Origin of the sequence: Bacillus benzoevorans, assembly GCF_014207535.1 — a bacterium.
Lineage (GTDB): Bacteria > Bacillota > Bacilli > Bacillales > Cytobacillaceae > Bacillus_BD > Bacillus_BD benzoevorans.
The window spans coordinates 1-15213 of sequence record NZ_JACHGK010000034.1; the positions used below are offsets into that span (position 1 = coordinate 1).

13 protein-coding genes and 2 other RNA genes are annotated in these 15213 nt (G+C 38.2%); 4 read left to right on the forward strand and 11 right to left on the reverse strand.

The window, feature by feature from the left end; translation table 11 throughout:
• Window positions 1-376: 376 nt before the first annotated feature.
• From HNR53_RS22415 to HNR53_RS22445, 7 genes are all read right to left on the reverse strand, one after another.
• On the reverse strand, window positions 377-955 hold the full coding sequence (locus HNR53_RS22415; RefSeq protein WP_184530294.1) for a CBO0543 family protein: 579 nt from the start codon (window positions 953-955) through the stop codon (window positions 377-379).
• Between the two features lie 233 nt (window positions 956-1188).
• A complete protein-coding gene (locus HNR53_RS22420; protein WP_184530296.1) occupies window positions 1189-2682 on the reverse strand; it encodes a phospholipase D-like domain-containing protein in 1494 nt (497 codons plus the stop codon).
• Window positions 2683-2863: 181 nt separating this feature from the next.
• Window positions 2864-3235, reverse strand: coding sequence for a PaaI family thioesterase (locus tag HNR53_RS22425; protein ID WP_184530298.1), 372 nt, complete (start codon window positions 3233-3235; stop codon window positions 2864-2866).
• 308 nt (window positions 3236-3543) lie between these two features.
• Complete coding sequence (locus HNR53_RS22430) at window positions 3544-4803, reverse strand: benzoate/H(+) symporter BenE family transporter (RefSeq protein ID WP_184530300.1); 1260 nt, start codon at window positions 4801-4803, stop codon at window positions 3544-3546.
• 240 nt (window positions 4804-5043) lie between these two features.
• Complete coding sequence (locus HNR53_RS22435) at window positions 5044-5364, reverse strand: hypothetical protein (RefSeq protein WP_184530302.1); 321 nt, start codon at window positions 5362-5364, stop codon at window positions 5044-5046.
• Window positions 5365-5935: 571 nt separating this feature from the next.
• Window positions 5936-7030 (reverse strand): zinc-dependent alcohol dehydrogenase, encoded by a 1095-nt coding sequence (locus tag HNR53_RS22440; protein WP_184530304.1) that lies wholly within the window; start codon window positions 7028-7030, stop codon window positions 5936-5938.
• A gap of 131 nt (window positions 7031-7161) precedes the next feature.
• The gene (locus tag HNR53_RS22445; protein ID WP_184530306.1) at window positions 7162-8439 is read right to left on the reverse strand and encodes a Rieske 2Fe-2S domain-containing protein; all 1278 of its coding nucleotides are present in this window, start codon (window positions 8437-8439) and stop codon (window positions 7162-7164) included.
• Window positions 8440-8702: 263 nt separating this feature from the next.
• Here HNR53_RS22445 and HNR53_RS22450 point away from each other — a divergent pair, with 263 nt between their 5' ends.
• From HNR53_RS22450 to HNR53_RS22465, 4 genes are all read left to right on the forward strand, one after another.
• Window positions 8703-8945: a Rossmann-fold NAD(P)-binding domain-containing protein gene (locus HNR53_RS22450; RefSeq protein ID WP_184530308.1), complete on the forward strand. Its 243-nt coding sequence runs from the start codon at window positions 8703-8705 to the stop codon at window positions 8943-8945.
• A gap of 83 nt (window positions 8946-9028) precedes the next feature.
• A complete protein-coding gene (locus tag HNR53_RS22455; protein ID WP_184530310.1) occupies window positions 9029-9976 on the forward strand; it encodes an amidohydrolase family protein in 948 nt (315 codons plus the stop codon).
• A 68-nt stretch (window positions 9977-10044) separates the two neighbouring features.
• Window positions 10045-10863: a DODA-type extradiol aromatic ring-opening family dioxygenase gene (locus HNR53_RS22460; protein WP_184530312.1), complete on the forward strand. Its 819-nt coding sequence runs from the start codon at window positions 10045-10047 to the stop codon at window positions 10861-10863.
• Between the two features lie 695 nt (window positions 10864-11558).
• On the forward strand, window positions 11559-12095 hold the full coding sequence (locus HNR53_RS22465; RefSeq protein ID WP_184530314.1) for a hypothetical protein: 537 nt from the start codon (window positions 11559-11561) through the stop codon (window positions 12093-12095).
• Between the two features lie 74 nt (window positions 12096-12169).
• Here HNR53_RS22465 and HNR53_RS22470 read toward each other — a convergent pair whose 3' ends face one another.
• From HNR53_RS22470 to rnpB, 4 genes are all read right to left on the reverse strand, one after another.
• On the reverse strand, window positions 12170-13054 hold the full coding sequence (locus tag HNR53_RS22470) for an NAD(P)-dependent oxidoreductase (protein ID WP_246439780.1): 885 nt from the start codon (window positions 13052-13054) through the stop codon (window positions 12170-12172).
• Between the two features lie 158 nt (window positions 13055-13212).
• Window positions 13213-13626 carry a hypothetical protein gene (locus HNR53_RS22475; protein WP_184530317.1) on the reverse strand — a complete coding sequence of 138 codons (414 nt, stop codon included), beginning with the start codon at window positions 13624-13626 and terminating at the stop codon, window positions 13213-13215.
• Between the two features lie 176 nt (window positions 13627-13802).
• An RNA gene (gene ffs, locus HNR53_RS22480) (signal recognition particle sRNA large type) lies at window positions 13803-14074 on the reverse strand.
• Window positions 14075-14131: 57 nt separating this feature from the next.
• Window positions 14132-14511: RNase P RNA component class B (rnpB, locus tag HNR53_RS22485), an RNA gene on the reverse strand.
• Between the last annotated feature and the right edge of the window lie 702 nt (window positions 14512-15213).

Sequence of the window (15213 nt, forward strand, 5' to 3'; positions counted from 1 at the left end):
TTTAGGCATATGAAAAGCACCTCCTTCTATATTGATAGTTTTATAGTACCGGAGGTGCAGCTCTATTTATATGCGTTGTTTGAATACGGGCTTACAATGAAATTCATTCAAATGTCTTTATTTGCAGTTTAACTTAGGTAATCTTTTATGGGGTGTTTAAGAATGTTTATCTTTTTAGTTAAGTCCATTTTCATATACATTTCCTAAAAAATCTCCAAGTACTAACACAAAAACTAGATGAAACGGGATTAACTGATAGATTGATGTTCTGCCTGTTATGATAATGATAAAAAATAAAGTGGAAAACCAACGATGACTCTGATCGTCAGTAAACCAATATTAACCTCTTCCAAAGTTTTTTCCTCCAATTTAAATTTTACTTAGTTGTAAGATCTTGAGGTTTAGATAAAGAGGCTAGTTTTAGTATTAAAGCTCGAGTTACAATTCCAACAATGATATAATAAATGAATGAATATCTGTATCTCCACTCTAAATAATTAACAAGTTTGACCCACTCGCAAAAGGGTTCACCTATAAAGGCATATGTTAGTGCCATAATGATCTGGGCTAAAATAAAAGATTTCCATGTTCTAAAATATTGATATAACAACATGTAAGCTACAGGTACCATTGAAAAATCAAAAGGAAAGGCCCGAGGAATAATAGGTAGGAATGCAATGGGGTAATCCCAAAAACTATATTGTGCACCAACTACATCTAATAAGGTTGTTGTCAAGATAATTATGGTACCAAATAACAAAATTTCTAAAATAATGTCTCGTTTAACAAGTTTAGCCCATATAACCCAAGGCACAATTAAAAAAGCTACTAGAATCCACCATTCCCAAGTTAAAAACTCATTTTTTAGCCAACCAATTAATTCTAAATGATAGAGCTTATCTTCTAATAAACGTATTTCCTTAAGATTTTCAAATATATTATTTATTGCTATCACCCCTATATTTAAATTAAAAGGTAACAGATATTTTTGAATTCAAACTCTTTGAGCTGCCTTTTAGTATTACCGCTTTTTAGTAATGAATTTCCATCGTAAATAAGAAAAAACCCATGTTGGAAGTTCTTATAACACAGGTTTTCGATCCTTTCAAATAAATCAGAAATATTTTAAAAACAAAAGTTTTTTAGGTCTAGATCTAAGATAGAACATTAAAAACAGGATACATCAACTTATAATAATGGAGAAAGCAGGCGAGCACCCTGATCAACAATGCGCTCGGTCAGGGATCGTTGCAACAAGTCTTCAATTCTTAATGGTACAGAATCAGTAAGATCCCTCTCGAACTGCTCTGTGAGTTCCCTTGCCACATCAGCACTATACACGACTTGACACACTTCATAATTCAGGCGAAAACTTCTCATATCATAGTTTGCTGCGCCTACTTCTGCAATTTCCTCATCAATGATCATCAGTTTCGCATGTAACATTCCTTTATTGTACTGGTAGATTTGGACCCCAGCTTCAATAAGTTCCCCGTAATAGGTACGACTTGCAAAGCCCACGATTTTTTGATCAATGTGGCGAGGAACCAGCAATCTTACGTGCACACCACGAGCCACAGCTGTCTTTAATGCCATGATAATATCTGTTTCTGGTACAAAGTAGGGTGTTGTTATATCAATAGTCTTGGTCGCCTGTGTTATACAAATAAAGTAAGCTTGACGAATAACTGGAGTAGGAATTCCAGGGTTTCCTTCCAACGTATGGATGTACGCCTTTTGCAATATCCCTGTCTTTGGATATATGTACATCTCTTTACCATCTATGGTGCTCAAATCTGACCCCAATTCGGCTGACCATCTGGAAAGATCTACTCTTCCGATTGGATTGATTTTCGTTACCTCAGATTTTGTTTTCAGATTTGTTTTCGATTTTATCCGTTCCGGCACAGCAATATTCCAATGAACGTCAAAGACAGTCTGCAAATCGACTGATGCTTCTCCTGTTATTTGTAAATGAGTATCCCGCCAGAAGCCAACGTCAGGATTCAATCCTGTATATTCATATCCTACGTTCATACCACCGGTAAAAGCTTTCTTTCCGTCGACCATGACAATCTTACAATGATCCCGATAATTCCAATTGGATAAAATCCAGGGAAAGCGTAAAGGAAATATTATCCGGCATTCTATCCCTGCATCCACCATCTGAAGGATTTTTTGACGCGGAAATTTTTTACTCCCCCAACCATCTCTAATAAAACGAACCCGCACTCCGTTTACTGCTTTTTCGATCAGCAGTTCTGTGATTCGTTTACCTATTTGGTCATTCCGATAGATGTAATATTCCAGATCAATGGTTTTTTGGGCTTTTTGTAGGGATTCGATGAGTTGTTCATATTTTGCTATTCCATTGTTTAGTACTTGGACTTTGCCGACTCGAAGCCCATGCACAGTGAAATGCCGTAAAGCATCGGCGATTATCGAAGCTGACTCACTATATGTATCAGGTAATTTATCAGACTCATTATGAGAAGAGGTCAATCTTTTCCGATGAATAATCTTGGGATTTGATGTGCTAAGATATAGCCAGAAACCAATGATAGGCAAAACAAGGACGATTACTATCCAATTCAAAGCCTTGGCAGGACGACGAACTTCCCAAATTGCTATGATTAACATAAAGAACGTATTTAACAGGTATAGATAAAAAATCCACTCCAACTAAAATTCCCCCCATAGTTTTCTCTTAATATGTACAAACTATGTAGCGAGTATACGTTTGGAATACGAAGGAATTGTTTAGATACCTTTTCTTATGAGACACCCAAAATAATTTTGTAATTAGTTTATGTAGTTATTTTTTTTCTTGCATAAATTAAAAGCCCTCTTGGAATTTTGTGGCCTATGTGCGAAATAGGATTGCTTTAGATTTAGCTACAATTTCTTGTTTATCGTTATAAATGGAACACTCCGTGTGAATTAAAGTTTTACCCTGCTTTTCAATTTTGGCATTTGCCATCAAGTATGTACCAGTAGCAGGTTTCAAAAAAGAAACATTTAAATCAACTGTTACAGCTTGTTGTATACCATCTTCATCCGCTGGTAACAAGTTTGATACAGCTACATCAGCCAATGAAGAAATGATACCACCATGAATAACCCCTGCACTATTAATGAATAGGTCCTGAACTGGCATTATAATTTGCAAATTATTATCATCAAGCTTTTTGTATTTCAAACGTAAAAATTGATCAAATGGCTGTTTTATAAACATCTTATACACCCCTTATTCCATATTCTTTTAAAATCCTAAACAATCCTGTCTCTCTAGTTTAAATACAATCTTTTACAAAAACCATACTCGTGTTACCAGAATTATTCAATTTTTCTTAATATTGATCCTCCATTAATTAGCCCTATAACGAAATAATCTTTTCACTATAGAAAAATCCCTTTAGATAAAGTTCCACAGGAGGTATAAGGGTACAACTTTTTAACGGTATAACTTTTTCAAAACAGTACGACTTTATTTCAAATCCACAACTTCATGGGGTTAGTTACCTCAATATTAGGGGACCTATTTTAACGACTTATTTTTACTTTTCGATCCATTGGTACTATTTGGTCACATACCTTTGATCTCAATTTAAAATGGTCTTTTTCAATTAGAAATGAAACAAGTAAACCTCCAAGAATTGCCCACAGTGGAGCGCTAATATTGAAAAAATTCACACCTGATATTCCAATAATTAAGGCAAAAAAAGCACCCATTTGAAACTTACTATCAGAAAAAGCTATTTTTAGTGAATTAATCAGAATACCCAGCATGGCTAGCCCGGCGATCACATTTACGATCACAATGGGCATAGCTATAACAAAAGGAACGATTAGAGACGCTAATAGTCCAAAGGTAGAAAAGAAAACCCCATTCATAACCGACGATGCATATCGGCTTTCTTTCTCTCCTACTTCTTTTGCGGAACAAATCGCCGTCATCGTTCCAGCGATATTTGTCGCATGACCACCGAAGAATGAGGCAATGAGGCCGACGGCGGAACCGTAAATGGCCATTGCACTGTTTGGTGGCTTATATCCTTGAGCCAATAGCACCCCTGTTGCTTGGGCATTTTCACTGCAAATGATAAGTAATGCAAGTGGAATACCAATAGACAAAATAGCTTCAAGACTAAATACCGGCACGATTAATTGTGGAATCATAAATGAGTATTGAATACTCTGAATTTCAAATGCATTGGTGAAGATGGCCAATAGGACCGCTGCAATTAATGCCGTTAAAACAGGTGGAACCTTTTTCAAAAAACGTGATGAAAGCAAAAATACTAGAATAGCAGAACCTGCTAGTACTGGTGAGATAGTAATAGATGTGATCATATCTGTCGCAAAACGAATCATCACGCCAACAATCATTGCCATAACTATTGGAATGGGTATCCATTTCATCACTTTGTCGATTAAACCTGACGTGCCAAGAAGAAAGACAATAATATTTGCTGCTAGATATGCACCGATTGCCTCGTTTAATGAAAAATGAGCTAAGGAACCTGCAACTAATACAGCTCCCGGAAGGGTACCTGCACCTGAAATAGGCTGCCGATACTTTAATGACAAAAATATACCAACTAATCCACTAAAAAAGTAAATAGCGAATATCCAGCTTATTGTCTGTGCATAAGTCAAGCCGCCATTTGTGGCTCCACTAATAATATTTAAAACAGGGCCTGTACATCCAAAAATAGATGCAACTAATGCAGCACTAACCGTATTGGCATTTATATTCTGACGTAAATCTTTAATATTTGTACATAAATATTTGTCTCTCATAACTACAACCTCCTTCTTATTTTAATTATGAATCATAAGTAAATATATAGGTTTATTCATAAAATTACAAACTTTCAGATTGGTATGCTATTTATTCCCAATTATACAGAGAGGTAAGGGTTTGAAGTTATCGCCCCCTTTTCCCCCTGTTAGCACCTGTACGTGCGACTTTCATCGCATACGGCGCCCCAACTAATCCAATTCATTCAGAATTTTATATATATGCAAGATGAAAGGTAATCAAATGACTCCGTTCAGGCATTGCTCACTCAATTCATGGACCTTTTCCAGTTGTTTTTTATTTAACTTGAGTGCGTTTAACAGCACTTGTATTTTCTCTTGATTTCTCTTGTGAATGAGGCGGTGAACGGATTCATTCAATATCGTTAAATTCCTGTATGAATCATCTTTTGTAAGATAGTACGTTGTTTTATCATGACAATACCAATCGTCCAGTCCTAATTCAATTCCTATAACGGCACATTTCCCATATTGTGCGATAAACCGACTAATCCGATTATCGATAAATTCGATGGAACGACTTGGAATAAATTGCTTCATTACGTAAGCGAGTATTTGTTTATTTATCGCTCGTAGCGTAAAATAGGCCCCACCTGTTTATCAGTTGGAGCCTATTTTACACTTGCTTTATTATTACTCATCAATTTGTTGTAACTGCTAAACTAAAGTTCACTTGACGGTTACATTTGTTTTGAATTTTTACGAATAACTCCAATCCCCCAAAGGAACAAGGGAATACCTATCATATTTATGGGGAGAACAAATGGAAGCCAATATTTTTCAAGATAAGAAACAGACGCTACGTTATTACTAGGATAAATCAAAGAAAGTACTATTGAAGCTATTGCTACAAACCAAATAACCTTTCGCCAATCCTTTATATTTAGCCATTGAGCTATGAAAAAGGGCAATCGCTTTATGCGCTAAATAAGAAGATTAGTGGAAGAAAGTAGTCCATTCTAAGCAATCCATCAGGGACAACTCTAAGTAAATAACCAGAGTCTTCTGTCAGGGATATGATAATTGATAATACTATTTCAAACGTACACTTTACCTTCAAACAGTAAAAAGGCCCCTCTGTAACAGGGGCTTTTTTTATGGATATATTGATTTAGAGCCACGGAGAAACGGTTACTAATAATCGGGAAGGATCGGTTTCTCCTGCAGCTGTTCTTAGTGCGAGATCCGTGTCGCTTAATTTAAAGTTATGGGAGTTCATCATTGCTAGAGGGAACTTTCCTGATGCAATGAAATCGACTGCCATTTGGACAGATTTATAGCTATGTCCGCGAACTCCCTTAACCGTTAATGTCTTATTGTAAATAATATCAAGATCAAAGTCATTAAAACGCTTGTATTTTGCCGCTCCCAATAATACAGTTCCACCTGTTTTGGCAGCCTCTAGAGAAGAGACAACCGGGTCTGTCCCCCCACTCGTCACATCAATTACAAGATCGGCCATTTTTCCATTTGTAATTTCAGATACCCTGTCAACCAAATTCTCGGAGCTTACATTCACTGTATAATCTGCACCTAACTCAAGGGCCAGTTTTAACCGTTCCGAACTGCTATTTCTTCCTGTCATAATAACCGTTTCTGCTCCGGATGCTTTCGCAGCTAAAGCACATGCAAGCCCTTGTTGACCAGGACCTTGTATGACCACTACTTGGCCGGGACCTATTCCGCCCACAATGCGCATCCATTCAAATCCATTTGACAAAGGCAAAGCTAAGGCAGCCTCAACATCCGGAACATGGGAAGGAATTTTGTGTAAGACGGCATTTGGATGTAAATATAGGTACTGACTAAAGCCACCATACAGAGAAGGCTCAACAGCAATCGGAGTGGCACCATAGCGAATTCCATTTTCCCTGGGATTTGTATTAGAACATAGGCGATAGTAACCTGTTCGACACATTTCACATTGACCGCATGGAATATACTCTTCCATAACCACTCGATCCCCCTGCTTCACTCCCCATCGCTTTGAAGCCAATTCACCCACTTCATCAATATATCCGACGACATGGTGACCTAAAATCATTGGTGCTTTTAAATTTTCATAATATGCTACATCGGTTCCACAAACCCCCACAATTTCAATTTTCAATATACCAGTATCACTTTTGACCTCTGGTAGAGAAACCTTCCTAATTTCCGTATGCTTTGTTTCCGTTGCAACTGCTGCTAATGCTGCTCTAGACATATAATTCCTCCTCTTCAGTTTTTCTTGTTAAAAATAATACTCAACGAATCGCGAGAGATCCTCGGACTCGTTGAGCGTATTGATTCGACACAACAATTTAATTAATTTGAATATTCAGTATACTCCATCGATTAAACTGCCTCATAATCATGTTCACTTAATTGTAAAGCTTCCTTTGCTCCTTCTTGGAATGGCACTCCCTTTGGAAGTAAAACAGAAGCGGAACGAACATGATGTGAGCTATGCTCAAGAGCGGGCAAGTCTACTCCGTCTTCCAGCAATTTTACTGCTTTTAATAAACATTGTCTTGCCTTTATAATAGCCGTGTCACTTGTTCCCAACTTTTCTATTGAACGATCCACAATCGGCCCTGCACTCGTTTGAACGGCGTGATCTTCCATTCCGATTCCAAAGATTCCAGCGAATGATTCCCCTCTTTTCTGCATGTCACGATCGATTAAGAAATCATTGCTAGGATTGGCTTGTGTAATAAATGTACCAGGAATTAATAACGGATGAATACCCGCCCCTGACGCCATTTGTTTAATTTCCTCTTCTGTAAGGTCACGATCCGGTGTCCAGCTCCAAGTCCAAACCCAACAGTTATCATCATCAATAGGCACCCATGCATGTCCTCCTCTTGGAGCTCCTCCAAATGGCGGGATCATCGTATAAAAAGGCATTAGAAACTGTGTAATTCTCCAATAGAAGTTTTCCTCATCTGCTTCACGTCTTGCACCGATTAGTAAACCGTAATCAGTATCGACTACTTCAAAACGCGGTGCCGTATCTTTCCCTAACAAAGAAGCACTCTGACTCTTTCCAGAAACCCCAATGCCCCCAACTGAACCTGAGTGAAGAATCGAAACGTGACTAGAATCAATTCCACCCTCTAATCCCTGAAAATAATTACATTGTTGAACTTTTTTCGAAATATATCGTTGACTATCCGAAACAAGCATCCATTCCTGTTCTGGTAATTCCGGCTTTAATTCAGACGGTCCCATGTAAGTCCAAATCACACCGCCGCGTTCTTCGCAAGGATAAGATTTAATCTTTACTTTATTTTTAAAATTCGAATCTGGTTCAGAAGGGACATCTACACAGTTTCCTTCCGTGTCAAATAGCCAACCATGGTATGCACATCTCAGTCCACAATGCTCATTTCTTCCATAAAACAGAGAGACCTTGCGTTGTGGACAATATTCATCAAGTAATCCAAGATTTCCATTTGTATCACGGATAGCAATTAATTCTTCACCTAAAAGCTTGACTCGTACCGGTGGACAATCCTGATGCGGAAGCTCCTCCGCCATAAGTGCCGGAATCCAATATTGTCTAAGAACATCTCCCATTTTTGTACCAGGTCCTGTTTGTGTTAATAATTGATTATTTTCTACTGATAACATGTTTCATTCCTCCTGTTTTGGGTTTGAATTGGTTTATGATTCTATTTTTATATAAAATTCAGATATTATCAAATTGATTATTTTTATCGGCGATATAGAAAAAACTAATAGATTTATAAAGGATTGTTAGCCTATTTACTTCTTTAATAGGGTTTATTAATAGAATCAATTTGGCTTATAAAATTATTACCGATATAATAACAACAAAATTATGAATAGTAGAACTACTATAGGTCTACTCCTTTTAGAAAGGTGGAAAACAAATGACGGATCAAGAATACGAACAATTAATTTTAAAATGCTATAGAAGTAAAACGGTTGCCATACTTGGTTATGGAAATGACGGAGGACAGCAGCGGGCAAAGTTTCTAAGGAAACATGGGATTGATGTTCTCATTGGTCTTCGTCATGGAGATGAACAATGGGAACTAGCCCAACAAGATGGGTTCACTGTTTTACCTGTTTGGGATGCCGCTGAAAGGGCTCAAGTCATGCAAGTTTGGTAAGAAAAGAATCCTTATCTCTTGCCAGCATTACCCTTTGCCGAACGATGAAATGATCTTTAATACTAAAAATAAGGAGCAGAAATATGCATGATTTCCATACCCACTTCATCCCTGTAGACGTTCTTAATTGGATAAAAGAAAATCAAAAGACAGTAAATGCCAGATGGGCAAATAAAGAGGAAAATAAAGAGCCCTTTCTTGTTATTAATGACAAGTGGGGATTTGAATTAAAAAACTCTTTTATTGATTTTGAAGTATTTATAACTCAGCAAGAAAAGGTCGGAGTAACACATTCAATGATTTCTCCTATCCCACAACTTTTTTTGTATGATTTCCCATTGGAGATTACTACAGAAATATCGAGAGTCTATAACAAGGCATTGGCTGATTTAAAGAAAGAGATTCCTGAGAAAATATCTGCCCTTGGAACAGTACCATTAATTAATCCAGTCAAGGCAGCTGAGATTTTAAATGAAGCTATTAGTATTGGATTAAAAGGGGCAATTATTGGACCAGGATTGGGTCATCAGATGCTTTCGGATCCATTTTTTCAGCCATTTTTTGAAGAAGCAAACAGGCTAAAAGCAATTCTGTTTATTCATCCATTGTTAAGCGATGATCCTCGGTTAAAGAATAGAATGATGCCTAACCTAATCGGTGTTCCGTGGGAAACAACAGTCTGCGCTACTGATTTACTGTTAAGCGGCATTATTGATAAATATCCTAATATCAAAATTCTATTTGCCCATGGTGGTGGATTCCTCCCATACCAAATGGGCCGACTAGATAAAGGATATCAACAATGGAATCTTGTTTCTTCTAATTTACAAGCCTCGCCTTCTGAGTATTTAAAGCGTTTTTGGTATGATACGGTTCTTTGGAATCAAGAAAGTATTGACCTTCTTGTGAAGACAGTTGGAGAGGATAGAGTTGTAGCAGGATCAGATTATCCATTTGACTTATGTGTATGGCCTCCAAAAGAAATCAGTGAGAAAGGTGCTCACACTTTACTAGATTATGTCGTAAAGTAACAGATTGAACGTTTTCCGGAGAAAGAATAATAGAAACATGAGATAAAGATTAAGAGGAGGAATTATTAATGACTATTGAATTAAGCATACTTGCACCACATGTTCCAAGTATTTGCCACGAGGATCAAGCACCTGACTTTCAACAAAATATGGTCGATGGGATGAAAGAAGTCGCAAAGGATATTGCTAATATTAAACCGGACGCTGTCGTATTAGTTTCTTGTCACTGGCCGTCGACTTTTACACATTATGTTGACTGTAATGCAGTTCATGAAGGACTTCTAACTGCACAAGAAGCTCCAGATATGATTAAAGATGTGCCATATCATTACCCAGGTGATGAAGATCTCGCCAATCTACTTGTGCAGGCAGGAAAAAAGGCCAATCTAGCTGTAGAGGGGGTATATGATCAGTATTTCGAGTGGGATTATGGTACGGTTGTTCCTTTACGATACCTTATTCCAAATGAAAATATTCCAGTTGTCAACTTATCTGTAACGTTAGCCGCTAATCTTGAAGAAACGTATAAATGGGGTCAAGAAATCGCTAAGGTTTTACAAGAAACAGAAAAGAAGGTTATTTTCGTCTCAAGCGGTGCCCTATCCCATAACCTTGTACGTGGAAGACACAATAAACCAACCCTTTCTGAACATGCTCTCGATAAAGAGTTTGTCGATATGTTGATGAATAAAGATTATAAAGCTGCCTATCATATGCTGCCGCAATATGCAAGTATGGCAAAAGTGGAATCAGGCGGCCGCCACCTAGCTATGCTGTTAGGCATTATCAATCAAGAATGGGCACCAAACTACTTAGCAGATGGACAATCATCCGGTAGTTGGAATGCTCTGATAGCCTTCAAGAGAACGAACACCTCTTGTATGTGAGTATTTTTAAACAAGAACATACCGTTAGGTCCCCATTAAAAAGAGTGACATCTTTGGATTATCTTGAAGGTGTCACCCCTTATTACATAGTTTTGATATTCCTATTTTGATGAACCTGGGTTGAATAAGATCAATTCCTTCTACCAAATCATAAACAATTTATTTATAAAGAGGGAGTGCATATAATGAAATCTTCTCAATTAAATAGCTATTTAACGGAAGTTCTTAATCCACAAGAAAAACTGAAATCTTTTCTTTATAAGAGATAGGAAATGCCGGTTCATCTTTTTTATAAACGTTTAAACTTTTTTCAAACCGGTGCAGCTTTTTTTAAAACTATTCAACTTTATTTTAAAGCCACAATTGACCGATCAGTTCCGCAACTTCGCTCTCCTATATAAAATGCTTCGCGCAATAGTTAATGACAGTATCTTCAGGAGTCCTAGCCAGTTCCATTGGAACATGAATTTGGTCAAATGTTTTTTTCATAATGGGTCGAAAAAATCTTTAATGATATGAATCTGATTCCATTAGATTCCGATAAAAAATATTCATCACTCCATTAATTATTCATCACTCCATTTTCAATCTATGAAACAAGTGTATTCACATATTTATAAGAAAGTATACTTTTGTCCAAGCCATTCTAATTATCTGTCATGTAATAGTATTAGTTATAAAAGGATGGTGAGAATATGGAAAAGAATGAAAGTGAACTTAATCAGACCTTCACGTTCCGATTTGTAAAAGAAGATGGACAAGAAATTACTGTGGGTCCTCTTGCTGATAAACGAAAAATTGTCATTGTCATTAATAATCAGTTTACAAGTGCACCCAATACCACACAAATTGCCAGTGGAGCTGGACACAACAGCGCGGCCGGGAATAATGCAGCCATTGATTCATCAAATACGAAGCAGCAGCAAAGTGTAGGCGCTGAAGGGAAGGCATATAATTCAGGTATGAGCGGTGATCAAATTGAACCGCATAAAGAAGAGGATAAAGAACACTCGGAACAAGAGCTGGAATTTATACTTGTAATAAATAATCAAGTAAATACAACAAGTACGGAACAGGCTGGTGCTACTCAGGTTGCAAGCGGCGGTGGAAATGACAGCGCAGCGGGAACTAACGCTGCCATTGAAAGTTCCAACACCGAACAGCAGCATTCTGTCGGAGGCGGCGGTACAGCAGACAATTCAGGTGAAAATGGCAACCAAACAGAAGAGTGACCTTATAGAAAAAACTGCTATTCGCAGTTTTTTTCTTTCAACTTTTCTCATTAACGGTTCAATCCATTTCGGTCTTATTTTTCAACGGTAACTCCTGCCCATTCTTCGTAGCATTTAATGACAGCGGACATATCTTCTTCTCCGAATCCTTTTGCCTTTGCCATTTGCAGCAGTTCCTTGGCAATCGCTAGAATAGGCGTGGAAACCTCCAGCTCTTTGGCCACATCAGAGGCAAGCCCCAGGTCTTTGTGCATGAGCTTTGTCATGAATTGAGGATGAAAATCGCGGCTGAACACTTTCGCTGCTTTTCCATCGACCGCTGCATTTCTTGCTCCTCCGCCGCTCACAACCTTCACAAAAATCTCGGGGTCAATGCCCGCCTTTGCCGCCATGGTAACAGCTTCAGCAAACGACAAAAGATTGATGGCAGACATCATATTATTCGCCAGCTTCATATAGGAACCTTTCCCATTTTCACCCATATAAAAGGCGTTTTTCCCCATTGCTAAAAACAGATCGGTACATTTCTCAAAAATCTCTTTCTTTCCTCCAACCATAAACGTTAACGTTCCTTCGATCGCATGTGGTTCACTGCCTGCAACGGGTGCATCCAGCATCTCTGCTCCCTTATGTGAGAGTGCCTTTGCCACTTTTTTACTTGTTGCTGGAGAGATCGTACTAGAATCGACCACAACGAGCCCCGGGCGGGCACCGTTCATAATCCCTTCTTTTCCAAGAATGACTTCCTCTACCGCTGCATCGGCAGTTAGGATCGTGAAGACAACATCACTTTTTTCTGCCACTTCTTTCGGAGAATGAGCTCCCTTTGCCCCCTTCTCTTCCAGTTCCTTCATTTTCGCTGTTGTTCGATTATAGATAGTCAGTTCATAGCCATTTTTTAGCAAATTATTTGCCATTGGCAAGCCCATCGTTCCTAACCCAATAAAACCAATTTTCATCAGCAAAACCACTCCTTTTCGTTGCACAGCTTTTTCTATTTTTGAAAAAATAATACGTTGACCATGTCCAAATCACACTGCATGGACTTTAAACACCCATTTATATAGGATATACTTCACTGATTTACAGTGTCAAATCAGTATAACTTCTGAGTTTTTTATTTTAAATAACTTTTTCTTGCTCCGTATCTTTTCCGGTAAACGAATTTTCTTAAATCAGCGTCTTTTAAATTCTCGTCATAACACAAGAAGAGTAAAGACTGAAACTCTTTATAGTTCTCCATGACAAAAAGAGCAAACTCTTTTCGTTGGCTCTTCATTTTCATTTTCATTTCTTCCTTTGAAAGGATGTTGTCCAGCTTTTCTTGGTAATAGGCCTTCGTATCTTCCCATTTCTCTTTGCGATTCACCAAAATATCCTGACCATACTTTGGCAATTTATCAATAACTAGGTCAATATATCCCTCTGACCACATTAACATCTTATCCTTTTCTGGAAGCTCAAGTACCATTTTTAATAATTCCGTTTCATCCATATCTTTTTCCATTGCATATTTTCCGACTCGATTCATTTTAGCACCTCAAATATGAATCTTTTGGTCTTAGTTTGGTCTACATAACTATTTTTAGGCATGGAGGTATTATCCAGTTAAAGTATTTGGTATCATTTATTTTTAAATGTAAAAAAAGACGGTACTTCTAATTGATTCTATGAAAACAATTAGAAGTACTGTCCCTTGTATGTAAACCGTGCATCCTATTCTCGACAGGAACAACCAAGCGTTACTTACAAAAGGTAACTCGAACCAGATTGCCCCACGGCACATGGAAAAGTCTACTTATGGCTGCTTCCTTCCGGACCTGACCAGATTCATAGGTTCCCATTGCGCAGGACCCAATTGTCATCGCTCACTTTTGTAAGGCAGACCTTACATGCTCAAGCCTCAAATAAGCATTCAACCCCGCTATAGCGGATTGCGGGTACAGGGCAGGGCACCGCTAACTCCCCGTCTAGCACGGTATGTATATGAAAAACCATACCTTATGTTTTTATAAACGATATTCGGCCCATGAAATGGCTGTAAGCCAGGTTCTGTTCCTGCGTGCTCAAACGATGCCAATCTCGCACTGACAGGTGTAGTCATATAACTATCGATCATTTGACCGATCCATCCATTTGGTTCACTTTCCTCAGGATGGTGCCCCTACCTTCGTTTGGGTTGCTCGCTCGCGGGGTTTACCTCGTTCCATTTCCTCCGTTTCCAGAAGAACTCCGTCACTGTGGCACTTTCAGGATAATCTCAGCATATTCATAAGAACTTAGCTGATTTCTCCGCCGTCAGAGATGACTCTCTGCCCACCTTTGTAGATGGCACGAACACTCCGGGCATCTCAGCACAGGGCGAGCCTGGACTTTCCTCAACTCATGTACACATGAGCCGCGACTACTCACCATTTCATGTTTGTTTCGTTCATCGCTACGAGAGTAACTATAACATCTTTCACTTCAAACAGCACTAGTAGAGGCAATCCAGATATGGAAGTTTTTTAAATAAGGACAAAACTCCAAAGATACCTGCTTATAAATGGATAATAGTCACAGCCTGTCCCTTCTAAGTACGAACTATCAGGAATTCTTTGCATGCGGCGGAGAGTCCGCTTCTAAGTGCAAAGCCCGCCAGAAGGCGACTCGTGTTGCTGTGTTATACGGTCCTGCATGTGTTTATTTTGCAAAGGTTCTCTCTCCTTCCGCAGTTCCGATTAAAGTCAAAAAGGATGGTTTTCATATTAAAAATTATTCCCAATGAAAGTTATTACTAATATGGTTAATGACTTTTCCCACTCATAACCTGATTCATTACAATAGTTTATCTCACGATGATAAGAGAGCCGGAACTTCAGCATGAAATGCTAAATCAATAAACAAACAGATTCAATTCCTCCTGTTTCGGAAACCGATTTTTTTATAGGATAGATATTTCAAAATAGTGTAAAGATTCCATTTGTGGATACTTGTTGTTTGTGCATAATGCCATTTGTTAAATACCATAATAATTTATAAAAGGAGCATTCCTGTTAGAAGGATTTTCGGGGACTTGAACAAAAAAGAGCCCTCTTGGTATGATACGGGGTGTCAAATCGTTGCGCGAAATGACCCC

Excerpts from the sequence above, each read along its gene's own strand:
- HNR53_RS22450 (WP_184530308.1), top strand. The coding sequence starts at position 8,703 with ATGACGGATCAAGAATACGAACAATTAATTTTAAAATGCTATAGAAGT.
- HNR53_RS22425 (WP_184530298.1), bottom strand. The coding sequence starts at position 3,235 with ATGTTTATAAAACAGCCATTTGATCAATTTTTACGTTTGAAATACAAA.
- HNR53_RS22440 (WP_184530304.1), bottom strand. The coding sequence starts at position 7,030 with ATGTCTAGAGCAGCATTAGCAGCAGTTGCAACGGAAACAAAGCATACG.
- HNR53_RS22445 (WP_184530306.1), bottom strand. The coding sequence starts at position 8,439 with ATGTTATCAGTAGAAAATAATCAATTATTAACACAAACAGGACCTGGT.
- HNR53_RS22455 (WP_184530310.1), top strand. The coding sequence starts at position 9,029 with ATGCATGATTTCCATACCCACTTCATCCCTGTAGACGTTCTTAATTGG.
- HNR53_RS22460 (WP_184530312.1), top strand. The coding sequence starts at position 10,045 with ATGACTATTGAATTAAGCATACTTGCACCACATGTTCCAAGTATTTGC.
- HNR53_RS22465 (WP_184530314.1), top strand. The coding sequence starts at position 11,559 with ATGGAAAAGAATGAAAGTGAACTTAATCAGACCTTCACGTTCCGATTT.
- HNR53_RS22435 (WP_184530302.1), bottom strand. The coding sequence starts at position 5,364 with ATGAAGCAATTTATTCCAAGTCGTTCCATCGAATTTATCGATAATCGG.
- HNR53_RS22430 (WP_184530300.1), bottom strand. The coding sequence starts at position 4,803 with ATGAGAGACAAATATTTATGTACAAATATTAAAGATTTACGTCAGAAT.
- HNR53_RS22475 (WP_184530317.1), bottom strand. The coding sequence starts at position 13,626 with ATGAATCGAGTCGGAAAATATGCAATGGAAAAAGATATGGATGAAACG.
- HNR53_RS22470 (WP_246439780.1), bottom strand. The coding sequence starts at position 13,054 with ATGAAAATTGGTTTTATTGGGTTAGGAACGATGGGCTTGCCAATGGCA.